25 protein-coding genes are annotated in these 22,775 nt (G+C 64.8%); 19 read left to right on the top strand and 6 right to left on the bottom strand.

What is annotated here, in order from left to right; genetic code table 11:
* Positions 1 to 17: 17 nt before the first annotated feature.
* The 4 genes from VOM14_RS22930 (at position 18) to rfaE2 (ending at position 3,945) form a co-directional block, all read left to right on the top strand.
* A complete protein-coding gene (locus VOM14_RS22930) occupies positions 18 to 869 on the top strand; it encodes an enoyl-CoA hydratase/isomerase family protein (RefSeq protein ID WP_327631039.1) in 852 nt (283 codons plus the stop codon).
* A gap of 133 nt (positions 870 to 1,002) precedes the next feature.
* On the top strand, positions 1,003 to 1,833 hold the full coding sequence (locus VOM14_RS22925; protein WP_327631038.1) for a PhaM family polyhydroxyalkanoate granule multifunctional regulatory protein: 831 nt from the start codon (positions 1,003 to 1,005) through the stop codon (positions 1,831 to 1,833).
* A 584-nt stretch (positions 1,834 to 2,417) separates the two neighbouring features.
* Positions 2,418 to 3,290 carry a ferritin-like domain-containing protein gene (locus VOM14_RS22920; protein WP_327631037.1) on the top strand — a complete coding sequence of 291 codons (873 nt, stop codon included), beginning with the start codon at positions 2,418 to 2,420 and terminating at the stop codon, positions 3,288 to 3,290.
* Positions 3,291 to 3,462: 172 nt separating this feature from the next.
* Positions 3,463 to 3,945 carry a D-glycero-beta-D-manno-heptose 1-phosphate adenylyltransferase gene (gene rfaE2, locus VOM14_RS22915; protein ID WP_327631036.1) on the top strand — a complete coding sequence of 161 codons (483 nt, stop codon included), beginning with the start codon at positions 3,463 to 3,465 and terminating at the stop codon, positions 3,943 to 3,945.
* Positions 3,946 to 3,992: 47 nt separating this feature from the next.
* Here rfaE2 and VOM14_RS22910 read toward each other — a convergent pair whose 3' ends face one another.
* The 3 genes from VOM14_RS22910 to VOM14_RS22900 are packed head-to-tail and all read right to left on the bottom strand — an operon-like array spanning position 3,993 to position 6,029.
* Complete coding sequence (locus tag VOM14_RS22910; protein ID WP_327631035.1) at positions 3,993 to 4,229, bottom strand: hypothetical protein; 237 nt, start codon at positions 4,227 to 4,229, stop codon at positions 3,993 to 3,995.
* Between the two features lie 52 nt (positions 4,230 to 4,281).
* On the bottom strand, positions 4,282 to 5,115 hold the full coding sequence (locus VOM14_RS22905; protein WP_327631034.1) for a type III pantothenate kinase: 834 nt from the start codon (positions 5,113 to 5,115) through the stop codon (positions 4,282 to 4,284).
* The gene (locus VOM14_RS22900; protein ID WP_327631033.1) at positions 5,112 to 6,029 is read right to left on the bottom strand and encodes a biotin--[acetyl-CoA-carboxylase] ligase; all 918 of its coding nucleotides are present in this window, start codon (positions 6,027 to 6,029) and stop codon (positions 5,112 to 5,114) included. Before VOM14_RS22900 ends, VOM14_RS22905 begins: the two co-directional genes overlap by 4 nt.
* 105 nt (positions 6,030 to 6,134) lie before the next feature.
* Here VOM14_RS22900 and VOM14_RS22895 point away from each other — a divergent pair, with 105 nt between their 5' ends.
* From VOM14_RS22895 to VOM14_RS22850, 10 genes are all read left to right on the top strand, one after another.
* Positions 6,135 to 7,268: an MlaE family ABC transporter permease gene (locus tag VOM14_RS22895; protein ID WP_327631032.1), complete on the top strand. Its 1,134-nt coding sequence runs from the start codon at positions 6,135 to 6,137 to the stop codon at positions 7,266 to 7,268.
* Entirely contained in the window at positions 7,265 to 8,143 is an 879-nt protein-coding gene (locus VOM14_RS22890; protein WP_327631031.1) for an ABC transporter ATP-binding protein, read from the top strand. The genes VOM14_RS22895 and VOM14_RS22890 overlap by 4 nt, the downstream gene beginning before the upstream one ends.
* 16 nt (positions 8,144 to 8,159) lie before the next feature.
* Positions 8,160 to 9,122 (top strand): MlaD family protein, encoded by a 963-nt coding sequence (locus VOM14_RS22885; protein WP_327631030.1) that lies wholly within the window; start codon positions 8,160 to 8,162, stop codon positions 9,120 to 9,122.
* 30 nt (positions 9,123 to 9,152) lie between these two features.
* Positions 9,153 to 9,794, top strand: a complete 642-nt coding sequence (locus tag VOM14_RS22880; RefSeq protein ID WP_327631029.1) for an ABC-type transport auxiliary lipoprotein family protein — start codon at positions 9,153 to 9,155, stop codon at positions 9,792 to 9,794.
* Between the two features lie 31 nt (positions 9,795 to 9,825).
* Positions 9,826 to 10,983 carry a VanZ family protein gene (locus VOM14_RS22875; RefSeq protein ID WP_327631028.1) on the top strand — a complete coding sequence of 386 codons (1,158 nt, stop codon included), beginning with the start codon at positions 9,826 to 9,828 and terminating at the stop codon, positions 10,981 to 10,983.
* A gap of 177 nt (positions 10,984 to 11,160) precedes the next feature.
* Entirely contained in the window at positions 11,161 to 11,484 is a 324-nt protein-coding gene (locus VOM14_RS22870; RefSeq protein WP_327631027.1) for a (2Fe-2S) ferredoxin domain-containing protein, read from the top strand.
* A 7-nt stretch (positions 11,485 to 11,491) separates the two neighbouring features.
* Entirely contained in the window at positions 11,492 to 12,136 is a 645-nt protein-coding gene (locus VOM14_RS22865) for an alpha/beta hydrolase (protein ID WP_327631026.1), read from the top strand.
* Positions 12,137 to 12,480: 344 nt separating this feature from the next.
* Entirely contained in the window at positions 12,481 to 13,713 is a 1,233-nt protein-coding gene (locus tag VOM14_RS22860) for a D-alanyl-D-alanine carboxypeptidase family protein (RefSeq protein WP_327631025.1), read from the top strand.
* A 13-nt stretch (positions 13,714 to 13,726) separates the two neighbouring features.
* Positions 13,727 to 14,641 carry a D-amino acid aminotransferase gene (locus VOM14_RS22855; RefSeq protein ID WP_327631024.1) on the top strand — a complete coding sequence of 305 codons (915 nt, stop codon included), beginning with the start codon at positions 13,727 to 13,729 and terminating at the stop codon, positions 14,639 to 14,641.
* Complete coding sequence (locus tag VOM14_RS22850) at positions 14,595 to 14,924, top strand: DUF493 family protein (protein ID WP_327631023.1); 330 nt, start codon at positions 14,595 to 14,597, stop codon at positions 14,922 to 14,924. The genes VOM14_RS22855 and VOM14_RS22850 overlap by 47 nt, the downstream gene beginning before the upstream one ends.
* Before the next feature lie 12 nt (positions 14,925 to 14,936).
* Here VOM14_RS22850 and VOM14_RS22845 read toward each other — a convergent pair whose 3' ends face one another.
* Positions 14,937 to 15,959, bottom strand: coding sequence for a transcriptional regulator GcvA (locus VOM14_RS22845; RefSeq protein WP_327631022.1), 1,023 nt, complete (start codon positions 15,957 to 15,959; stop codon positions 14,937 to 14,939).
* A gap of 99 nt (positions 15,960 to 16,058) precedes the next feature.
* Here VOM14_RS22845 and VOM14_RS22840 point away from each other — a divergent pair, with 99 nt between their 5' ends.
* The 3 genes from VOM14_RS22840 to lipA all read left to right on the top strand — a co-directional run bounded on the left by VOM14_RS22840 (position 16,059) and on the right by lipA (position 18,211).
* Entirely contained in the window at positions 16,059 to 16,385 is a 327-nt protein-coding gene (locus VOM14_RS22840; RefSeq protein ID WP_327631021.1) for a DUF2917 domain-containing protein, read from the top strand.
* Between the two features lie 79 nt (positions 16,386 to 16,464).
* Complete coding sequence (gene lipB / locus VOM14_RS22835; RefSeq protein ID WP_327631020.1) at positions 16,465 to 17,190, top strand: lipoyl(octanoyl) transferase LipB; 726 nt, start codon at positions 16,465 to 16,467, stop codon at positions 17,188 to 17,190.
* Between the two features lie 13 nt (positions 17,191 to 17,203).
* A complete protein-coding gene (lipA, locus tag VOM14_RS22830) occupies positions 17,204 to 18,211 on the top strand; it encodes a lipoyl synthase (protein ID WP_327631019.1) in 1,008 nt (335 codons plus the stop codon).
* Between the two features lie 118 nt (positions 18,212 to 18,329).
* Here the strand turns inward: lipA and VOM14_RS22825 are convergent, their stop codons facing one another.
* Positions 18,330 to 19,013 (bottom strand): HAD family hydrolase, encoded by a 684-nt coding sequence (locus VOM14_RS22825; RefSeq protein ID WP_327631018.1) that lies wholly within the window; start codon positions 19,011 to 19,013, stop codon positions 18,330 to 18,332.
* Between the two features lie 205 nt (positions 19,014 to 19,218).
* Here VOM14_RS22825 and VOM14_RS22820 point away from each other — a divergent pair, with 205 nt between their 5' ends.
* Entirely contained in the window at positions 19,219 to 20,886 is a 1,668-nt protein-coding gene (locus VOM14_RS22820) for a Na/Pi cotransporter family protein (RefSeq protein ID WP_327631017.1), read from the top strand.
* Between the two features lie 10 nt (positions 20,887 to 20,896).
* On the opposite strand, the gene VOM14_RS22815 is transcribed toward VOM14_RS22820, so the two are convergent.
* Positions 20,897 to 21,667 (bottom strand): DeoR/GlpR family DNA-binding transcription regulator, encoded by a 771-nt coding sequence (locus VOM14_RS22815; protein WP_327631016.1) that lies wholly within the window; start codon positions 21,665 to 21,667, stop codon positions 20,897 to 20,899.
* 250 nt (positions 21,668 to 21,917) lie between these two features.
* Here VOM14_RS22815 and ugpQ point away from each other — a divergent pair, with 250 nt between their 5' ends.
* On the top strand, positions 21,918 to 22,682 hold the full coding sequence (ugpQ, locus tag VOM14_RS22810) for a glycerophosphodiester phosphodiesterase (RefSeq protein ID WP_327631015.1): 765 nt from the start codon (positions 21,918 to 21,920) through the stop codon (positions 22,680 to 22,682).
* Positions 22,683 to 22,775: the final 93 nt, after the last annotated feature.

Genomic DNA, 22,775 nt, shown 5'->3' with positions numbered 1-22,775 from the left:
CACACGGATCAATCACCATGTCTCAGCAACCTCACAGCAACGACGCGTTTTACGCGCATTACCAGTCGCTTCAGTTGCATCGCCGTCCGCATGGCGTGCTCGAAGTGGTGATGAGCGGCGAAGGCGCGAATAGAAGCGGACTCGCCACCGCGAACGCGCGCATGCATTACGAACTCGCGGAAATCTGGCGCGATATCGACCGCGATCCGCACACGCGCGTGGCGATCATTCGCGGCGAGGGCAAGGGCTTTTCGGCAGGCGGCGATCTGCAGCTCGTCGAGGATATGGCCACCGATTTCGACGTGCGCGCGCGCGTCTGGCGCGAGGCGCGCGATCTCGTCTATAACGTGATCAATTGCAGCAAGCCGATCGTTTCGGCGATGCACGGTCCGGCCGTCGGCGCGGGTCTCGTCGCGGGGCTGCTGGCCGATATTTCGATTGCGTCGAAGACGGCGCGCATTATCGACGGTCATACGCGGCTCGGCGTGGCCGCCGGCGATCACGCGGCAATCGTCTGGCCGCTTCTGTGCGGCATGGCGAAAGCCAAGTATTACCTGATGCTGTGCGAGCCGGTGAGCGGCGCGGAGGCGGAGCGCATCGGCCTCGTGTCGCTCGCCGTCGACGAAAACGACTTGCTGCCCAAAGCCTTCGAAGTCGCGCAGAAGCTCGCGCACGGTTCGCAAACGGCGATCCGCTGGACCAAGTACGCGTTGAACAACTGGCTGCGCTCGGCAGGGCCCGCGTTCGACACGTCGCTCGCGCTCGAATTCATGGGTTTTGCCGGGCCCGACGTGCGCGAGGGCGTGAACTCGTTGCGCGAGCGGCGCGCGCCGGATTTCGGCGGCGCGGACCCGTGGCGCGCACCGTAACGGATGCCGCGCGAGGCGGCCCGAACGCGCGGTATGATCGGCTTCGGTGCGCCGATGTGCCGACGCGTTGATGCGCTTCCTCGGCGATTTTTTCTTTCGCGCTTTTTCCCGTTAATGCAGCGAGGCGACAAGCATGACCGACACACCTGGCTCAACGCCGCCGTTTCCTGGCTTCCCTGGTTTTCCGCCGGCTGAAATGCTCGACCGCATGTGGGGCATGATGCGGCTCTCGCCGTTTGGCTCCGCTTTCTCCGGGGCGCAGCCGGGCGCGGGCCTCGGCCCGTCGCTCTCGATGATGTCCGACATGATGGCGCCGCTCACCAACGTCGAGGAACTCGACAAGCGCATCACCGACATGCGCGCAGTCGAGCAATGGCTCAAGCTGAACCTCGGCATGTTGCAGTCGGCGATTCAGGCGCTCGAAGTGCAGCGCGCGACGCTCGCGACGCTGCGTGCGTTCGGCGCGTTCGCGCAACAGTCGATGGGGCAGCCGGCGGCTGCTTCCACGGCGGAGTCGCCTGCGCCGAGCCCGTCGCAGGCGAGTGGCTGGCCGCATCCCGAACCGGCGGCTTCGGCCGACACCCAGGCCGCCGCCGAACCCGCGAGCGACGAGCAAGGCGACGCCGCCGCGCCTGCCTTCGACGCCTCGGCCTGGTGGAATCTGCTGCAATCGCAGTTCAACCAGATCGCGCAATTTGCCATGACGCAGCCGGCGGCCGGCGCGGCTGGCGCGGCCGCGACGGGCGCAGCAGAACCGCCCAGTCCCGAGGATCTGGCCGACGAAGCGTTCGACGCCGCGGGCGGCGCGACCGATGTTCCGCGGCCAACGCCTGAAGAAGCCGCAGCCCCGGCGGCTGAGCCCGCAACCCGGCGCCCAGCCGCGAAACGGGCGACGTCTTCGGCAAAACGCGCGGGCGCGGGCACGGCCGGGGCCGCGTCGAAGGCCCCTAAAAAGTCGCTCTGACGGCACGCGGCGAGCGGCGGCGCGATTCGACTGTCGGCGACAAACAACACACATGAAATCGCCGGCTGTCACGGTTTTGACCCCGATCGCCCGCCACACTCCGCGGGTCGCGCGATTCGTTGAGACAAGTCAATCAGGCACCCGAATTGCGTCCGTCATCGCGGGGGTTCGGAGAAGTCTGCGTGCTATCATTGGAAGGTCTTTGTTTGGCTTTTGGGCGTGCGCTGAAAACAACCAATCCAGCCGCCTTGGCGCCATTCGCCGCCGGCACTACCGGCGCAGGGCTGGACGGTGCGCTGGACAGTGTCGTTTCCATCGCAAACTGGCTCGACCTCAGGCATAGGGTATCCCTCACCCACGGTGGGCCGCGCAGCGCTTAGCCAGCGTGTAATTTTGAGTTGGCTTGCCTGCGCAAGCGTCCGGACTTCTTCGCTGCCGGTGCTTTCAGGCGGCCGGTTACCGCGTAAAATTGAAGGCTTGGCCGGCAAACGGCGCGCACCCGGTGCGCTTCGTTCGTGGTCAGCAAAAGTGCTACACGTAGTAGTGACAGACACACACAGTATGTGCAGAACAGGGGTGGGACTATGAACACCATGCTTTATCCGGAACTTTATAAATCGCTCGAATCCGTTCGATGGGACATGGAGAAAGACATTCCCTGGGACAAGTTCGATGCATCGCTATTGACCGACGAGCAGGCCGCGACGATCAAGATGAACGCGATCACCGAATGGTCGGCGTTGCCCGCCACGGAAATGTTTTTGCGTGACAACCATCACGACAGCGATTTCTCCGCGTTCATGAGCGTGTGGTTCTTCGAGGAGCAGAAGCATTCGCTGGTGCTGATGGAATACCTGCGCCGCTTCAAGCCCGAAATGTGCCCCACCGAAGAAGAGCTGCACGCCGTGCGCTTCGAGTTCGATCCGGCGCCGCCGCTGGAAACGCTCATGCTGCACTTCTGCGGCGAAATTCGCCTGAATCACTGGTATCGCCGCGCTGCCGAATGGCACACCGAGCCGGTCATCAAGCATATCTACGAAACCATTTCGCGCGACGAAGCGCGGCACGGCGGCGCATACCTGCGCTACATGAAGAAGGCGATGGCGCAAACCGGCGACATCGCGCGTGCCGCTTTTGCAAAGATCGGCGTGCTGATGGCGTCGGCGCGCCGCACGGAAAAGCCGCTGCATCCCACCAATCTGCACGTGAATCAGGCGCTGTTCCCGCGCGACACGATCCAGTCGCGTCTGCCGGACCCGGAATGGCTGGAGCGCTGGCTCGACGAGCAAATCCGTTTCGACGACGGTTGGGAAAAGAAGGTGGTCGAGCGCATTCTGCACAACCTGTCGCTGCTGTTCGAGCGCACGTTCAGCACGGCGCAGGAATTGAATCGCTATCGCAAGGAAGTGGTGACGCGGCTGCAAGCCGACCAGAAGTCGGCCGAACAGCCGGCTTGATGATTTCAGTGTGCTGAATTCCGATTCGCGGCGTGAGCGGGGCCCTAATGCCCAAAGCCGCGAGCGGTTCCAGGTTTCGAACGGTCCGGCAGGCGTGAGCTTGCCGGGCCGTTTTGCTTGATGCCGTCCGCGATGTATCGTGGCGGCACTCTTTTCTTCTTTCACGTCCGTCATGGCTGCCATTTTCGAACGCAAGATTTTCACGCGCGAAGCCGTCGCCGCGCTGCGCCCTTCGCTGAAGGCGCCGGTGGTGTTTACCAACGGCGTTTTCGACATCCTGCATCGCGGGCATGTGACTTATCTCGCCGATGCCAAAGCGCAAGGCGCCTGCCTGATTGTCGGCGTGAATAGCGACGCGTCGGTTCGCATGCTCGGCAAGGGCGACGACCGGCCGATCAACAACGAAGCCGACCGCATGGCGTTGCTCGCGGCGCTGGAAAGCGTCGATTACGTGGTTTGCTTTGGCGAGAAGACGCCGGTCGAGCTGATCTCGGCGCTGCGCCCGGACGTGCTCGTGAAAGGCGGCGACTACGACATGGACGCGCTGCCGGAGTCGGCCATCGTGCGAGGCTGGGGCGGCAAGGCGCTGGCGATTCCGTTCGAACATGACCGCTCGACGACGGCGCTGTTGAAAAAAGTTCGTACGCAGGGCTAAGCGTCAGAGTAAGAGCGAAGGCGGCGCTCCCAAAAAAACGCGCGCCCTTACTGCAACGCCGACGCCTCGATCGGCGCAAGCGGCGCCGGCGCGCCCACCACGGCCTGATCGTTCGCGTCGGCAGCAGTGACGGCGCGCACCTTCAGCCAGTCAGGGTGAATCTCGCGGCTCACGCGATAGGGGTCGCGTCCGCCTGCCGCGGGCGTCGGCCCGAGCAAGCCGCGCACGGCGACGAGCGCCAGCAGGTTGGCGAGAAACAAGAGGGCGATCAGCCAGCGCAGCATCGTTCTGTTTTTCCGTCCATGAGATTAACCGCCCGGTTTGCGCGACACGAGGTTACGCGCCGTGTTCCGAAGCGCGCTCGGAGGCGATCAGCGCAAGCCCGGACAAGACCAGTGAATCGTGGCGAGTATGCGGCACTTTCAATGCGCTCGCTACTTCGTCCGCGGCTCCGCCGCCGACCACGAGCCGCACCGGCACCTGCCATTCGTCCTGCAAGTCGCGCCATGTCCGCTCGATCAAACCGGCTTGCGCCAAGGTGCAACCGGCCGACAGCGAACGCGGCGTGTCCGTCGCGAAAAACGGGCCGCGCGCGACCTCCGGTGTGCCGCCGCCGAGCAGGCCGCGCGCGGCATGGGCGTCGAGCGTCGGCAATTGCGCGGTGTGTTCGCCGAGCGAGCGCATCATCAAGGTCCAGCCTGGTGCAATGAGTCCGCCGACAAAGCGGCCGTCGGCGCGCACGGCCTCCAGCGTGGTCGCGGTGCCGAAGGTCGCGATCAACAGATGCTCGCCGGGAAATGCCGCGCGCGCGCCGATCATGCCGGCCCAGCGGTCGCTGCCGAGCGCGTGCGGCGTCGTGTAGCTGTTGATCACGCCGCATTGCCGCGCGCGGGCGCGGATCGTGACGAGCGGCAGATGCGGCCACTGCGCGTCGAGCCGCGCGGCGATTCGGGCCGCCACTGCGTCGCCGGCGACATTCGATAACCAGGCGCCGTCAGGCGCTGGCAGGGTTGACCACTGACTTGTCCACTGATCCGACCACGCCGCCTGGTCCGCGCCGCCATGCGCGAGCGCGCCGGCGGCGATTTGCGCGCCGTTGGCCTGCACCATCGCCCACTTCACACGGCTATTGCCCGCGTCGATCAGAAGATGAGGCGCGCCGCTCGTCATGCAGCGCTGCCGGCGAGGCGCAGCGAGACGTCGCCGGTCGCGATGCTCTGCCGGCCCGCGGCGGTGTCGAGCAACAACTGCCCGCGCTCGTCGACGCCCGCCGCGACGCCGCGTGCCACTTCCTGGCCCTGTTCGAGCAGCACCACCTCGCGGCCCGCGTACGCATGCATGGCGTTCCAGCGCGCCTGGAACGGCGCGAAGCCTTCGGCGCCGAAGCGCTGCAATGCCGGTTCGAGCGCGTTGAGTTCGGCGGCGAGCGTGTCGGTGAGATTGGCGTTGGGCAGCGCGCGTTGCAGCGCGGTGGGGACGGTGCCGCGCGCCTGCGGCGGCGCGTCGGCGTTGAGCGCGCCGATTTTGGCGGCGAGTTCGTCGGCGCCCTTCACATTGGTGCCGATACCGATCACAACGGCGCTCGCGCTCTCCGTGCTCCACGCGGTCTCGATCAGAATGCCTGCGAGCTTGTCGCCTTCGAGCAGCACGTCGTTCGGCCATTTCAGCGCAATCTGGCCCGGCCCCGCGACGGGCAGCGAGCGCAATCCGTCGACGAGCGCCACGCCCACCGCGAGACTCAATCCCGCCAGTCCTTCGAGCGGACGTGGCAGCACGCACGCGACGGAAAACAGCAGCGCATTGCCCGGCTCCGCGTACCACGCGCGGCCACGTCGGCCGCGCCCGGCGGTTTGCAGATAAGCGACCCGCACGATCGGACGCGGCAGCGCGCCCGCCTTGCGCGGCAGCGCCTTGACGCGCGTCATCAGGTCGGCGTTGGTCGAGCCGGTTTCCTCGACGATTTCGATCGGCCAGTCATGCGCATGCGCGCCGAAAAGAACGACGGCGCGCTCGCGGTCGATGCGCCAGTCGGCTGCGTTCGCGGCAGCGGCCGGGCCTTGAGGAGGAGTCTTGGAAGCGTTCATGTTCATATTGTAGCCACAGCGAACCCGCTCGGGCCGCCAGCACGGTCGATCCGCCGCGCCTTCGTTACAATGGCCGCTAATCCGCTAACCAGATTGCAGCGATCCTTGAACTACGACACTCCGCCCGGCCTTGAAGTCGCGGCCGGCAGCCAAGGCAAGATCGTCCGGCTCTCGGGCCAGTGGACGGCGCTCGCGCTCGCGCGCGACCGTTCTACCGGCCATGTGATTCCGCAATTGCGCTCGCTTGAGGGCGCGGAAGGCATCGGCCAGTGGGACCTGTCGCGCATCGACCGGATGGATCACGTGGGCGGCCAGGCGCTGTGGCGCGTGTGGGGCCGCAGAATGCCGCCCGATACCGCGCTCACCGACACCCAGCGCGATATTTTCGAGCGTATCGCGCTGCTCGACACCGTCCGCGAGAAGGCCGAACCGGTGGTGAAGTTCGATCCTTTCACCCGGCTCGGTCTCGGCATCTTCTCTTTTGTCGAGCATCTATACGGCGGCGTGGCGATGTTCGGGCGCGTCGTGCTGGACCTGCTGGCGATCGTGCGCAAGCCGGCCATCACGCCGTGGACCGAAATCTCCGCGAATGTCTACAACGCAGGCGCGAGAGCGCTGCCGATCACCGCGCTGGTCGCATTCCTGATCGGCATCGTGCTGAGTTATCTGTCCGCGCAGCAATTGCGGCTCTTTGGCGCGAATCAGTACATCGTGAATATTCTCGGGCTCTCGGTGATTCGCGAGCTTGGCCCGGTGCTGTCGGCGATTCTGGTGGCGGGCCGCTCGGGCTCGGCGATCACCGCGCAGATCGGCGTGATGCGCGTGACCGAGGAACTCGACGCCATGCGCGTGATGGGCATTCCGCACGGCCTGCGCCTGATCCTGCCGCGCGTGGTCGCGCTCGGCGTGGCCATGCCGCTTCTGGTGATGTGGACCAACATGATCGCGCTGACGGGCGGCGCGCTCGCGGCGAGGATCGTGCTCGGCATCGACATGAGTTACTTCGCGCGCGCGTTGCCGGGCGTCGTGCCGGTCGCGAATCTGTGGATCGGGCTCGGCAAGGGCGTCGCGTTCGGCATGCTGATCGCGATCGTCGGGTGTCATTTCGGGTTCCGCATCAAGGCGAATTCGCAGAGTCTCGGCGAAGGCACGACCACGTCGGTGGTGACGTCGATCACTATCGTGATTCTCGCGGACGCCGTGTTCGCGATCCTCTTTCAGAACGTGGGGCTCGGATGACCGCGCCGCTCACCGCCGCCGTGCGCGGCCAGCCGATGCCTTCGATCGCCGAGCCGGTGATCGAGGTGATCGACGTGACCAAGCGCTATGGCCGCAACATCGTGCATCAGCATCTGAATCTGGACGTACGGCGCGGCGAGATCATGTCGGTCGTCGGCGGTTCGGGGTCGGGCAAGACCACGCTCGTGCGGCAGATTCTCGGGCTGGAGCGGCCGTCGTCGGGGACCATCAAGCTTTTCGGGCAAGACCTCGCGACCATTTCGCCGGAAACCGCGCTTCTCATGCGCAGCCGCTCCGGCATGCTGTTTCAGCGCGGCGCGCTGTTCTCGTCGCTGTCGGTGTTCGACAACGTCGCGCAACCGGTTCGCGAGCTTGGCAAGGTGCCCGAAGACCTGCTGCGCGACATCGTGATGCTGAAGCTGGAGATGGTCGGCCTGCCGTGCAAGCACGCGTCGAAAATGCCGTCGGCGCTGTCGGGCGGGATGATCAAGCGCGTCGGCATTGCGCGCGCCATCGCGCTCGAACCGGAATTGCTGTTTCTCGACGAACCGACCGCCGGACTCGATCCGCAGGCGTCCGATGAATTCGTCGAGCTGATTTCGGCGCTGCATCGCGCGCTCGGTTTGACTGTGGTGATGGTCACGCACGATCTCGACACGATGGTCGCGCTCTCCACGCGCGTCGCCGTGCTGGCGGATCGCAAGGTGCTGGTCGCCGCGCCGGTGGAAGAGGCGGCGGGCGTGGATCATCCTTTCATCCGCGAATATTTTCTCGGCTTGCGCGGACGGCGCGCGTTGCAGGCGCTGCCGCCCGAGCGCCGCGCGAAGCTGCCGCGCGCGGCGCTCGAGCCGGCGTCGTCGGAATTGCCGCTGTGAATCAGGGAACCTGGTAATGGAAAACAAATCACATGCGTTCTGGGCGGGACTCTTCACGGTTGTCCTGATCGCTGCAATCGCCACGGCGGCTTTTTTGTTCAACGTCGACCGGGCCGTGCGCGTGCCCTACGATCTGATTGCGCGCACCAACGTGACCGGGCTGTACACCGACGCCGCCGTGCGCTATCGCGGGCTCGACGTCGGCAAGGTTCAGTCCATCAAGTTCGACCGCGATCATCCGGGGCAGATCGTGATCCGCATTCTCGTCGACACGCACGCGCCGATCACGCGTTCCACGTTCGGCAGTCTCGGCTTGCAGGGCGTGACGGGCATCGCGTTCATTCAGCTCGACGACACCGGGCGCGATGCGTCGCCGCTGCCTTCGTCGCCGAAACAGGTTGCGCAGTTGCCCATGCGTCCCGGTCTGCTCGATCAGTTGCAGCAACGCGGCGACGTGCTGCTGCGGAAACTCGAAAAGGTCACGGACGACGTCGACAATCTGTTGTCGCAGCAAATGGTCGATCAGTTGCACGGCACGGCGGCCAGCATCCAGAAAGCCGCGGACGGCGTCGCCACGCTCACGCAGCAGATGGCGCCGGTGGCCAGCAAGTTGCCCGCCACGCTCGGCAAACTGGACAGCACATTGAGTTCGACCAATCAGTTGATCACGAACCTGAACCGTCCGAATGGTCCGTTCGAAACCAATCTGAACAAGGTGGGCACGGCGGCGCAGCAAGCCGGCGACGCGCTCACCGCGATGAACGGCTCGTTGCAGGAGCTGTCGGCGCGAGTCGGCTATGACACGCTGCCGCGCGTCAATTCGCTCGCCGAAGACGTGCGCTCCGCCGCGCGCTCGGTGGATCGCGCCGCCGACACGTTCAGCACGAGCCCGCGCAGCGTGCTGTTCGGCGCGCCCGCTGCGGCGCCGGGGCCGGGCGAAGCCGGCTTCACGTGGCCCGCCGCGCGCGCCGCGAAATGAATCTGAAGGTTTGAAGAAAGGAAGATTGTCATGTCACGCTCCATTCACCGGTTGTCGACCTCGCGTTTCGCGCGCACGGGCGTGGGCTGCGCGGTGCTCGTCGCGCTGGGCCTGCTGGTCGCGGGCTGCACGAGCACGCCGGCCGCGCTGTCGGACATCCGGTACGACTTCGGGCCGCCGAAGCCGTCCGCGTCCGCGGGCACGCAACCGGCCGTGAAGGTGCTCGACGTCAGCGCGCCCGAAGTGCTCGAATCCGACAAACTCGTGTACCGGCTGAGTTATGCCGACGCGCAGCAAATGGCCGCCTACGCGAACAGCCACTGGACGATGCCGCCTTCGCAGTTGCTCACGCAGCGCCTGCGCGGCGCGCTCAGTTCGCGCGGCACGGTGCTGACGGGCGCCGACGGTGTCGCCGCGCCGGTTCTGAAAATCGAGCTGAGCGAGTTCGAGCAGGTCTTCGACAGTCAGTCGCAAAGCCACGCGGCGGTCACCGCGCGCGCTACGCTGACGCAAAACGGCAAGGTGCTCAGCCAGCGCACCTTCATCTCGCGCGCGCCGTCCAGTTCCGCCGACGCCGCGGGCGGCGCGCAGGCGCTCGCCGCCGCGAGCGACGAGCTGGTCGCGCAGATCGGCGCGTGGCTTGGCGTGCAGGCGCTGGTCGCCGCGCAATGACGGGCGCGCAGCGCACGCACAGGAGCGCTGCATGAGCGACAGATCGTGGCTGCGCCGTCCGTCGATGCTCTCGCGGCAAGCGCTGGTGCTGTATACGGCGCTGATCGTCTATGGCTCGTGGTATCCGTTTTCGGGCTGGCGCTCGCTCGGCCTCGGGCCGTTCGCCTATCTGCTGGACCCGATGCCGCAATATCTGACGGCGTTCGATGTCGTCACCAATGTGCTCGGCTATATGCCTTTCGGCGCATTGATGGTGCTCGCGCTCTATCCGCGCTGGCGCGGGCCGCTGGCGGTCGGGCTGGCGTTCGTGGCCGGTGGGCTGCTGTCGGGTGTGATGGAAGCCGTGCAGACCTATCTGCCGACGCGCGTCGCGTCCAATCTCGATCTCGCGGCCAATGCGCTCGGCGCGCTGCTCGGGGCGGCGATCATGTCGCCCACCACCGGCGCGCTGCTCGACCGCGGGCTGCTGCGGCGCTTGCGGCTCATGTGGTTCGAGCGCGAAAGCGCGGCGCTCGTGTGTCTGGTGGCAACGTGGCCGTTCGCGACGATGTATCCGTCGCCGCGTCTGTTCGGGCTAGGCAACTGGCCGCGCGCGCTGTGGACGCGTTTCGATTCGACCACGCAGGACGCGCTCTTTGCGTGGGCGCCGGCTGCGTGGCACGTCGGCGTCTGGCCGGCATGGGTCGCCGCGTGGCTGCCCGAAGACGCCTGGGAAGCGCTGATCACCACGCTCAATCTGTTCGCCGCGCTCGGGCTCGCGTCATTGTCGGTGCGCCGCCATGCGCCGCGGATGCGGCTTCTGCTGCTGTTCATCGTCGCCACGCTAGGCGTGAAGGCGGGCGCAACGTTCCTGCAATCGCAGTCCGGTCTCGCCTTCGACTGGGCGACGCCCGGCGCGCTCGCGGGCCTTGCCTGCGGCGCGGCGCTCGGCCTCGTCGCGCTGCGTCTGCGGCGCCGCTCGCGCGCGGCGCTGGCGGCGGGAGCGCTCGTCGTCACGCTGGTGTTCGTCAACTTGCTGCCGGTGAATCCCTATTTCGATGTCGTGCTGGCCGACTGGCGGCAAGGGCGCTACCTGCACTTCAACGGTCTCGCGCGTTGGCTCGCGTGGATGTGGCCGTATGCGGCGCTCGTGTGGCTTGCGTTCGTCGTCGAGCGGGTGTGGTTGAAGCGGCGCGCGAAGCCGGCGTGAGGCGTGACGCGTGAGTCGGAGCGTGCGTTGCCGTGTCCTCGTCTTCAGTGGGTGCTGGCTATAATCGTCTGCAACCGGCCGTCCGCACCCGTTCTCATGCAAAAACCGCCGCGCCGCTGCGCGCAACCGCGTTCTGCTGCACTATTGCCTTTCTGACAGCTTTCCTTCCCGCACATCATGGACTCCTTCTACAAGTACCACGTCTTCTTTTGCCTCAATCAGCGTGAACCGGGCGCGGAGCGTCCGAGCTGCGCGAACTGCAATGCGCCAGCCATGCAGGAGTACGCGAAAAAGCGCGTGAAGAAGCTCGGCCTCGCCGGCCCCGGCCAGGTGCGTATCAACAAGGCGGGCTGTCTCGATCGCTGCGAACTCGGCCCGGCGCTCGTGGTTTATCCGGAAGGCGTCTGGTACACGTATGTCGACGAAAGCGACATCGACGAAATCGTCGACTCGCATCTGGCGAACGGCAAGATCGTCGAGCGTCTGAAAATCGATCAATAAGCAAGCCATGAACGTACACACGAAGAAATATCTGATCGACGGCCCGGTCGGCAAAATCGAGGTCGCGCTGGATCTGCCCGACGAAGCTCGCGAGGACGGCGCGGCGCCGCGCGGCATCGCGCTCGTCGCGCATCCGCATCCGCTCTTTGGCGGCACGATGGACAACAAGGTCGCGCAGACGCTCGCGCGCACGCTCGTGCAGTTGAACTACGCGACCTATCGCGCGAATTTTCGCGGCGTCGGCGAAACGCAAGGCGAGCACGACGCGGGCATCGGCGAGCGCGACGATTTGCGCGCGGTGCTCGATCACATGCGCGCACAACCGGGGCACGGCGAGTTGCCGCTCGTGCTGGCGGGTTTTTCGTTCGGCACCTTCGTGCTCTCGCACGTGGCCGCGAAGCTGCGCGAAGAAGGGCAGGAAATCGAGCGCATGGTGTTCGTCGGCACGGCGGCGAGCCGCTGGGAAGTCGCGCCCGTGCCGGAGAACACGCTGGTGATTCACGGCGAGACCGATGACACCGTTCCCATTCAATCCGTTTACGACTGGGCGCGGCCGCAAGAATTGCCGGTTGTCGTGATTCCGGGTGCGGAGCATTTCCTGCATCGCAAGCTGCATATTCTGAAGCGGATCATCGTCGACGCGTGGCGTTGATTTCGCGGCGCGGGCGCGTTTTCCGGGGTACAGGTATGCGCAAACGCGAAATTTATCGCCTGCCGTTGCGCGAAGTTCAAGGAATTGCGCGCGTATAATGAGCGCTCTTTTTTTGGGCGCAGCACGCCTTTCCGGCAGTTCGCGCGACGCGTAGCTTTCCTGTCACGCGCGCAGCGGTGCCGGCTTGAGTGTGCTGCGCGAACCGATTGCGTGGCCGGAAGTCCAATGGGCGCCCGCGCCGTGACGTCGTTACGTTTTACGTCGTTACGGCCAGGCGCTCGCCGACCGGCTCTTCCAAACTCTGCGCCTTACGCGCGTTGTATTTTTCTGCACGAATCGACCCTATGCGTTTTCCGACCTCCGGCCGCCTGTCTTTTCCCTCAGTTGCATCCTGTGTTCCTTCCACGCTAAGCCGCCGCGCATTGACGCTCGGCGTCGTGTTGCCCGCGACACTCGTGGCCAGCACGGCGTTCGCGCAAGTGCCGCCGCCGGCGGTGAACGCGCGCTCGTGGGTGCTCGTCGACGCGACCAGCAATCAGGTGCTCGCCTCGGGCAATGCTGACGAACGCGTGGAACCGGCATCGCTCACCAAGCTGATGACCGCGTATCTCGTCTTCGAGGCACTGCAGACGAAGAAGATCTCGATGGACCAGACCATTGAGCCGAGCGAGGCGGTGCGCCGCGTGCGCACGGACGAATCGCGCATGTTCGTCGAGGCGAACAAGCCCGTGACCGTGCACGATCTGGTGTACGGCATGATCGTGCAGTCGGGCAACGACGCCGCGATCGCGCTGGCCGAACTGGTGGGCGGAAGCGAAGCGCAGTTCGTCAACATGATGAACACCGAAGCGCAGCGCCTCGGCATGGCGCACACGCATTTCGCCGACGTGAACGGCATGCCCGATCCGCAGCACTACACGACCGCAGGCGACCTCGCGATGCTGTCGGCGCGTCTGATTCGCGACTTCCCTGACTACTACAACATCTTCTCGGTCAAGGAATTCACGTACAACAAGATCAAGCAGCCGAACCGCAACCGTCTGCTGTGGATCGACCCGACCGTCGACGGTCTGAAGACCGGTCACACGCAAGCCGCCGGCTACTGCCTGATCGCGAGCGCGAAGCGTTCGCTGCCGGGCACGCCCGACGCATCGCGCCGCCTCGTCTCGGTCATGATGGGCGAGACCAAGGAACACGACCGCGTGCAGGACAGCCTGAAAATGCTGAACTACGGCTACACCGCGTACGACACGGTGCGTCTGTACAAGGCGAGCCAGGTGGTCGGCACGCCGCGCGTCTACAAGGGTGCGCAGGACACCGTGCAGATCGGCGTGAAGAGCGATCAGTACATCACCGTGCCGAAGGGCATGGCCGACAAGGTGAAGCCGCAAATCGAGCAGAACGATCCGCTGATCGCGCCGATCGCGAATGGTCAGCAGGTCGGCACGGCGAAGCTGGTTGCCGACGGCAAGGTGCTCGCGCAATTCCCGGTGGTCGCCTTGCAGGCGGTGCCGCAAGCCGGCGTGGTCGGCCGCGTCTGGGATTCGCTGATGCTCATGTTCAACAAGAAAAAATAAACGGCTGATCGCGATGACCGCTTCTTCCGACGTTTCGCTCGAACCGATCGTTTATCTGAACGGCGAAGTGGTGCCGTTGTCCGAGGCGCGCGTGCCGGTTCTCGACCGCGGTTTTATTTTCGGCGACGGCATTTACGAAGTCGCGCCGCTGTACGCGCATGCGGGCGGCCGCACGGCTTTTCGCTTCGAGCATCATCTGGCGCGCCTCGCGCGCTCGCTCGCGAAGATCGGCATCGCCAATCCGTTCGACAACGTCGGCTGGCGTGCGCTGATCGAGCGCGTCGTCGCGGTCAACGAGGCGCAAGCCGGTCTTTCCACCAGCCAGGACGCGATTGCGTACATCCAGATCACGCGCGGCGTCGCGAAGCGCGCTCACGCGTTTCCCGCCGGAATCCAGCCCACCGTGTTCGTGATGGTCACGCCGCTCAATCTGCCGGATGCAGCACAACGCGCAGCGGGCGTGCGTTGCGTGAGCGCTGAAGATCGCCGCTGGCTCCATTGCGACATCAAATCGGTATCGCTGCTCGGCAATGTGCTGATGGCGCAATACGCGGCGGAAAACGACGCGTTCGAAACCATCCAGTTGCGCGACGGCTTGCTGACCGAAGGGTCGTCGTCGAATGTGTGGGTGGTGAAAGACGGCGTGTTGGCCGCGCCGCCGCGCAGCCACAAGATTCTCGAAGGCATTCGCTATGGGCTGATCGAGGAATTGGCGGCGGAATGCGGCATCCGTTTCGACGCGCGCGAGATCACCGAAGCCGAGGTGCGCGCGGCCGACGAGCTGATCGTCAGTTCCGCCACCAAGGAAGTGCTGCCCGTCACGCAACTCGACGGCCAGCCGGTCGGCGAGGGCAAGCCGGGCGCGGTGTTTGCGGCGCTGTATGCGGCGTATCAGCGAGCCAAGGCAAAAGAGGCGCAAGCCGCGTAGCAAGGAGCAACGAATGAATTCCGCCAACGAAACCCTGCTTGAGTTTCCCTGCGATTTCCCCATCAAGATCATGGGCAAATCGCACCCCGAGTTTGCAGAGACGATCGTCTCGGTGGTGCGGCAGTTCGATAACGATGTCGACGCCGCGCGCGTCGAAAGCCGCCCGTCAAGCGGCGGCAACTACACCGGACTGACAGTCACTGTGCGCGCCACGAGCCGCGAGCAGCTCGACAATATCTATCGCGCGCTCACCGGGCATCCGATGGTGAAGGTGGTGCTGTAGCGCACCACACGCTTACGGCGCGGCGCGCAACGCGTCCGCCGCGCGGGCGGGATCAACTGCATCAGCGGTATTAGCGGTGCTAGCGGTACTAGCGGCACTTGCCGCACTTGCGCCGGGGCCGGCCTCGCAAGCCCGGTCGAAAAGCAGTTTGAAACGTCCCACTTCCGCGAAAACCCAATCGCGGAACGCCTTGACCCTCGCCGTTTCCAGCATCTGCGGCGGGCAGATGAAGTAGTACTGCCATGGGCTCGGTCCATCCACGTTGAAAAGCCGCACGAGGCGCCCCGCGGCGATTTCGTGCATGGCCAGCGAGCGGCGCGTGAGCGCGATTCCCTGACCGTCGATGGCCGCCTGCAACAAATTCGACGAATCCTGATAAAGCACGCCGCGCTTCGGCTCGGGCCAATCCGTCAGGCCCGCCGCGTCGAACCACGGACGCCAGAGTTCGTCGTCAGAACGCAGCAGCGGGAGCTGGGCCAGCTCGGCCGGCGTTTGCGGCAGCTTGCCGCCGTTGAAATCCGGCGCGCACGCGGGAAAAAAAATTTCCTCCAGCAGAAGCTCGGAATGCAGCCCCGTATATTTGCCGAAGCCGAAACGGATGGCCACGTCGACGTCGTCGCGCGCGAAATCCGTTAGCGCGTTGGTGGACAGCAGCTCCAGATCCCATTGCGGATGCGCCTCGATAAAACTGCCGACACGCGGCGTCACCCAGCGCGCCGCGAACGACGACAACATCGACACCACCAGCCGCCGCTCGCGGTCGCCGGCGCGCAGCTCGCGCGTGGCGTCGCAGAGCGCGCTCAGCGCGGTGCGCACGTGGTTTGCATAGCGCCGGCCGGTTTCCGTGAGCCGCACGCGTTTGCCGTCGCGGGCGAACAGCGACACGCCGAGTTCAGCCTCCAGCGCGCGGATCTGGTGGCTGACCGCGCCGTGCGTGACGAAAAGCTCGTCCGCCGCGCGCGAAAAACTCTCGTGACGGGCGGCGGCCTCGAAGGCCTTGATCGCGTTCAACGGCGGCAGGTGACGAAGCTCCATCGCAATATTTCTCACATAGAGGTGAAAATTGATCGTTTTGCGTAAACCCTTGCTATGCCTACGATTGTAGCCATGAAACGACTTTTTTCGAGGGCAATCATGCGAGAAATTTCCTCTAGCATCGCGTATGAAATTCGCAGTGGCGAAACGCTTCCCCTGAAGGTGGCGCGCAGCACGAAGCTGGTCGTGCGCGGCGGCGCGGTGTGGGTCACGCGCAGCGACGACACCGAAGACTACTGGCTGCAACCCGGCCACACGCTGAGATTGCGGCGCGGCGAACGGCTTTGGCTGAGCGTGGAGGGCGCGGCTCGTGCCACCGTCGCTTTTTCGGTGCCGACGCGTTGCGACGAGCGTGCGCTGAACTGGTTCGCGCGGGTCGGCGAACGCTTCGCGGCGCGGATGCGCGGCGGCTGGCGCACAGTTTGAAGGCGCGCGGCGCGGCGCGTCGCGTCGCGTGCAAGCACGACGGGCGGGGATTCCCAGATTTCGGTAAACTGCCGGGATCATGTCCGTCGCTCCGGTTTCTTCATCTCAAATGCCCGCCACGGCGCCGCTCACGCTGCGCTGGCGCGGCGTCGAACTCTACGAAGCCAGTTTCGAAGCAATGCGCGCGTTCACTGACGCGCGCAACGCCGACACGCCCGACGAAATCTGGCTGGTCGAGCATCCGTCGGTCTTTACGCTGGGCCAGGCGGGCGATCCGTCGCATCTGCTGGCTGCCGACAGCGGCATTCCTCTGGTGAAAGTGGATCGGGGCGGCCAAATCACATATCACGGGCCGGGGCAGGTGGTGGCGTACCTGCTGCTCGATTTGCGGCGTCGCAAGCTCATGGTTCGCGAGATGGTCACGCGGATCGAGCAGGCCGTGATCGATACCCTTGCGGCGTATAATCTCGCCGGAGAACGCAAGGCAGGCGCACCCGGCATCTACGTCGCGCCTGTGCCGGAAGCCGGACTGCATGCCGGTGCGAAGATCGCCGCGCTCGGCCTCAAGATCCGCAACGGCTGTAGCTATCACGGCGTCAGCCTGAACGTGAAAATGGATTTACGGCCGTTTCTGGCCATCAACCCTTGTGGCTACGCGGGGCTCGAAACAGTCGACATGGCAACGCTCGGCGTTGCCGCCGGCTGGGACGACGTGGCCCGCACTCTGGCAGCCAGCCTCATCGCAAACCTCGACGGCAATCCCGCGGCCGTCGCCCAACCGCAGACCGGTGCGCTCACCGCCTGACTGGATCGAACGAATGACTGACGTTACCGCGAACCTCGCAGCTTCCCCCGCGCCCGAAGGCGTGCCGGCATCCGCTGCTGCCTACGACGCCACCGCGAAGCAGAAGGCGCAAGCCAAAACCGCCCGCATTCCCATCAAGATCGTTCCGATTGAAAAGCTGAAGAAGCCTGACTGGATTCGCGTCAAGGCGGCGACCGGCAACTCGCGTTTCTACGAGATCAAGCAAATTTTGCGCGAGCACAATCTGCACACCGTCTGCGAGGAAGCGAGCTGCCCGAACATCGGCGAGTGCTTCGGCAAGGGCACGGCGACCTTCATGATCATGGGCGACAAGTGCACGCGGCGCTGCCCGTTCTGCGACGTGGGCCACGGCCGTCCCGATCCGCTCGATCCGGAGGAGCCTGGCAACCTCGCGCGCACGATTGCGGCGCTGAAGCTGAAGTACGTGGTGATCACGAGCGTGGACCGTGACGATTTGCGCGACGGCGGCGCGGCGCACTTTGTGGAATGTATCCGTCAGACGCGCGAACTCTCGCCGGAAACGCGCATTGAAATTCTGACGCCGGATTTCCGTGGTCGTCTGGATCGCGCGATCGGCATTCTGAATGCCGCGCCGCCCGACGTGATGAACCACAATCTCGAAACGGTGCCGCGTCTGTATAAGGAAGCGCGGCCGGGTTCGGACTACGCGCATTCGCTGAAGCTGCTGAAGGACTTCAAGGCGCTTCATCCGGACGTCGCAACCAAGTCGGGTTTGATGGTCGGCCTCGGCGAAACGGAAGAAGAGATTCTGCAAGTCATGCGCGATCTGCGCGAGCACGACGTGGACATGCTGACAATCGGCCAGTATCTGCAACCTTCGGAGCATCATCTGCCGGTCCGCTCGTACGTGCATCCGGACACGTTCAAGATGTACGAGGAAGAGGCGTACAAGATGGGCTTCACGCACGCCGCGGTCGGCGCCATGGTGCGTTCGAGCTATCACGCCGATTTGCAGGCGCATGGAGCCGGCGTGGTCTGAGCGTCGGGTCCGCCCGTTTTAAAGAAAGCCCGCACGTGTTGCGGGCTTTTTTTTCAGCTGGGCAAACGCCTGCGTGGCGAAATGCGCATCAAGCCACATCAAGCCGCACCAAGCCACCTCAAGCAAAAAGTTCGATAACCGGCCAGCCGCGCTCCTTCGCCACCTTGCGCAAACGCGCGTCCGGATTGGTCGCGACCGGGTGCGTGACGCGTTCGAGCAACGGAACGTCGTTGATCGAATCGCTATAGAACCAGCTCTCGGCGAAGTCCTGCAAACGGTGGCCCAGCGAGGCGAGCCAGTTTTCGGTGCGCGTGATCTTGCCTTCGCGGAACGTCGGAACGCCCACCGACGCACCCGTGAAACGCGCGAGCGGATCGCCGCCTTCCGTGTCGAGTTCGATTCCAAGAAGATGGTCGAAGCCGAGCGCCTTGCCAATCGGCGCCGTCACGAACACATTCGTGGCCGTGACGATGCAGCACAGGTCGCCCGCCTCGATGTGATGCTGCACGAGTTCGCGCGCGGCCGGCCGAATGGCCGGCGCGATCACTTCCCGCATGAACTGCGCGTGCCATGCGTCGAGCTGCTCGCGCGAGTGACGCGCGAGCGGCGCCAGCGTGTATTGCAGATAGGCGCTCATGTCGAGCGTGCCGGCCACATATTGCCGGTAATACTCGTCGATTTCTTCTGCATGCCGCGCGGCGCCTTCTACTCCAAGGCCGGCAACAAAATGAGCCCACGCCTGGTCGCTGTCGAGCGGCAGCAGCGTGTGGTCGAGATCGAACAGCGCGAGATTGCGGCTCATCCGTTGTCCTTGTCAGCAGGTGGCGAGGCGTCGCATGTACCGGCCTGAACGGCCGCGCGGCGATCACATCGTTGCGCGAGCGTATATTTAAAAGCACAAAATTACAATAAGGCAAAAATATGCAACACTAGTGTCATACGCCCCGGGTGTCGTAGCGCGACATGCGGTTCGGGTCACGGCAGCAGAGAATAATGAGCAGTGCGCTATGTTGATTCTCCTTAACCTTCTGGCCGGTGTGGCACTGCTTGTGTGGGGCTCGCATATCGTGCGCACCGGCATCCTTCGTGTGCTCGGGGCCGATCTGCGCAGCGTGCTCGGGCGCAGCACGCGTGGCCGCTGGCGTGCGTTCCTGTCGGGAGTCGGCGTCACGAGCCTCGTGCAAAGCAGCAACGCCACCGCGGTGATCGTCACGTCGTTCGCGGCGCAAGGGCTTTTACCGCTGACCAGCGGGCTCGCCATCATGCTCGGCGCGGACGTCGGCACGGCGTTGATGGCGCGGATTCTCACACTCGATCTGTCCTGGTTGTCGCCGATCCTCATTCTGTTCGGCGTGCCGCTTTTTCTGTCGCGCAAGGAGACGCGCCTGGGTCAGGTCGGGCGTACGTTGATCGGGCTCGGTCTGATTCTGCTCGCGCTTCATCTGATCGTCGAAACCGCTCAGCCGATGATGCAAGGCGCAGGCGTGCGCGTCATGTTCGGCGCGTTGACGGGCGATACGATGCTCGACGCGCTGGTCGGCGCGGCCTTCGCCATGCTGTCGTATTCGAGCCTCGCGGCCGTGTTGCTCACGGCCACGCTGGCATCGTCGGGCGTGATTTCGCTGAAGGTGGCGCTGTGCCTCGTGATCGGCGCGAATCTCGGCAGCGGGCTGGTCGCGCTGCTGGGCGCGGCCGCGCAGAACCCGGCGGCGCGGCGGCTCGCGCTCGGCAGCTTCACCTTCAAGCTCGCCGGCGCGCTGCTGATCCTGCCGTTCACGTCCTTGCTCGCGCGCGGGCTGCCGGTGCTGATCGCGAATCCGCGAGAAGCCACCGTGGGCTTCCACCTGATCTACAACACGTTGCGTTGCTGCGCGTGTCTGTCGCTGATCGACCCGGTCGCGCGCGTCTGCGCGCGCCTGTCGCCGGACCGGCCCATGCCGAATGGCGAGTTGCGGCCGCTGCATCTCGACGCCGGCGCGCTGGCCACGCCGACACTCGCGCTCGCCAATGCCGCGCGCGAAGTGCTGCGCATCGGCGATATCGTGCGCGTCATGCTCGACAATGTCGGCGAGCTGATTCATCACAATCATCTGGAGAAGGCGCGCGAAACGGTCCGCATGGACGACGACATCGACGAGCTTTACGCCGCCGTCAAGCACTACCTCACGCTGATTTCGCGCGAGCAGCTCGACGAATCCGACAGCCGCCGCTGGACCGACATCATTTCGCTGACGATCAATCTGGAGCACGCGGGCGACATCATCGAGCGGATCGTGGGCGATATCGAGGAAAAGAAGATCGCGCACCGCCTGTCGTTTTCGGAAGAAGGGCTGGGCGAACTGGACGATCTGCAGGCGCGGCTCGTCAGAAATCTGCAACTCGGGCTGTCCGTATTCCTGAATAACGACTTGCGATGCGCCGAGCGTCTGCTTGCCGAAAAAGAGCATTTCCGCGATCTGGAGCGCGCCTATTCATACCGGCATCTGGACCGGCTCGCCGGTCAGACGCTGCGCAGCATCGAGACGAGCGCGTTGCATCTCGACGTGATCAGCGACATGAAGCGCCTGAACTCGCTGTTCTGTTCGACGGCTTATCCGGTGCTCGACGCCGCCGGCGCGCTGCACGACACGCGCTTGCGCAAACACACGCTCGATACGCTGCATCTGAAGGATTGAGCCGGCGCGTTCACGCCAGCACGACTTCTTCCAGCTTCTTTTTCAACGCGGTGAAATCGGCGGCCTCGGCGGCTTTCTTGTTGGTGACGAGCACGTCGATCCGGTCAACCGGGCAATACGAAATGCGGCTGCGCTGGCCAATCTTGCTGTAGTCGGCGAGGATCACCACGCGGTCCGCGTTCGCGACCATCGCGCGCGCCACTTCGGTTTCGGCGTGATCGTAGTTCGTCGCGCCATGCCGATGGTCGATGCCGACCGGCGACAGCAGCGCCAGGTCCGCGCGGTAGCGCTGGATGTCGAGCACGGTCGTCGCGCCGGTGGTCGCCATGGCGCGGTCGCTGATCGTGCCGCCGAGCAGAATGACTTCGTTGGCGGCTTCGGCTTGCTCCGCCGCGCCGCGCAACTTCAACGCGACGTCGATGGAATTGGTGACGATGGTCAGGTTGGCGAGCTTCGCGAGTTCTTCGGCGAGCGCGGCGGTCGTGGTGCCCGCGTCGATAAAGAGCGTTTGCCCGCTGGCGATCAGGCCGGTCGCCGCCTTCGCGATGGCCGTTTTCGATTTGACGCGCATATGGGCGCGCTCGGCGATCGGCGCTTCGTCGGCGGGTCTGATTGCGCCGCCGTGCACGCGCCGCAATTCACCCAGCGCTTCGAGATCGAGCAGATCGCGCCGCACCGTTTCGCGCGACACGCCCAGATCCGCCATGATCCGTTCGGTGGATACCCGATGCAGCGTCGAGAGCAACGCGCGTATTCTCTGATGACGGTCTTCCTGCCACATGCATGTCCCTTGAATGCGAAGTCGTTCGCACAACGTGTCTGAACCGGCAATATCGTGGACACGAATGTGTGTCCACACGATGTCAAACGTCCTAGTTTAGTTCAATTGTGTTGTATTTTTTTGGCAGCTTGCAAGTTTGTGTATTTGAATTTAGCCTTCGAAAATCGAAGCGCCGCGCGTGTTCTGGAGACCAAAACCGCCTACGCCGGCGCCTGTCAATCCGCTCTATCCGAGTGAAAGGTAACGAGACGTGGGAAACGGGATCGATCGTCCATCAGCGGCAGACTGGCCGTATCCGCCGCTCGTTGCGCACCGTTGCGGCGGCACGCTCGCGCCGGAGAACACGTTGGCGGGCTTTGACGCCTGCGTGCGCCACGGTTATCGCATGGTCGAATTCGACGCCAAGCTTTCCGCCGACACTCACCTTTTCCTGCTGCACGACGACACGCTTGAGCGCACCACCAGCGGCCACGGTGACGCCGCGGGTCAGACGTGGGCGCAGCTTGCGTCGCTCGACGCGGGCGCGTGGTACGGGCCGCAGTTCGCGGGCACGCGCCTGCCGACGCTGGCCGATGCGGCTGCCCGTTGCGCGCGCGACGGCATCGCGGCCAACATCGAAATCAAGCCGTGTCCGGGCCGCGACGAGATCACCGGCCGCCTCGTCGCAAGCGCGGCGCAGAGCTTGTGGCAAGGGCAAACGCCGCCGCTGCTGTCGTCGTTTTCTTTCGATGCACTCGCGGCCGCGCGCGACGCGGCGCCTTCATTGCGCCGCGGCATGCTATTCGAAGAAGTGCCGGCTGACTGGCTGCGAATCGTGCACGAGCTGGACTGCGTGTCCTTGCACGCGAGCCACCGCTATCTGAGCGAGCGGCTGGTCGCCGAGATTCGCGCAGCCGGGCTGCACATGCTCGCCTACACGGTGAACGACCCGGAGCGCGCGCAATTGCTCGCGCAATGGGGCGTCGACATGATTTGTACAGATCGCATGGATAGACTTCGGCACGACATGCTTTGAGCGCCGCGAGGTGGGGTGAACGTGAGCATGAGCATGAGCATGAGCATGGCGTGGACGCATGAATGCAGATGCATGATGAAGACAGGCGCGCAT

The sequence above is a fragment of the Paraburkholderia sp. MPAMCS5 genome (assembly GCF_036016995.1).
Lineage (GTDB): Bacteria > Pseudomonadota > Gammaproteobacteria > Burkholderiales > Burkholderiaceae > Paraburkholderia.
Note: the sequence above shows the minus strand (reverse complement) of the source record. Positions and strands in the feature narration are given on the sequence as shown.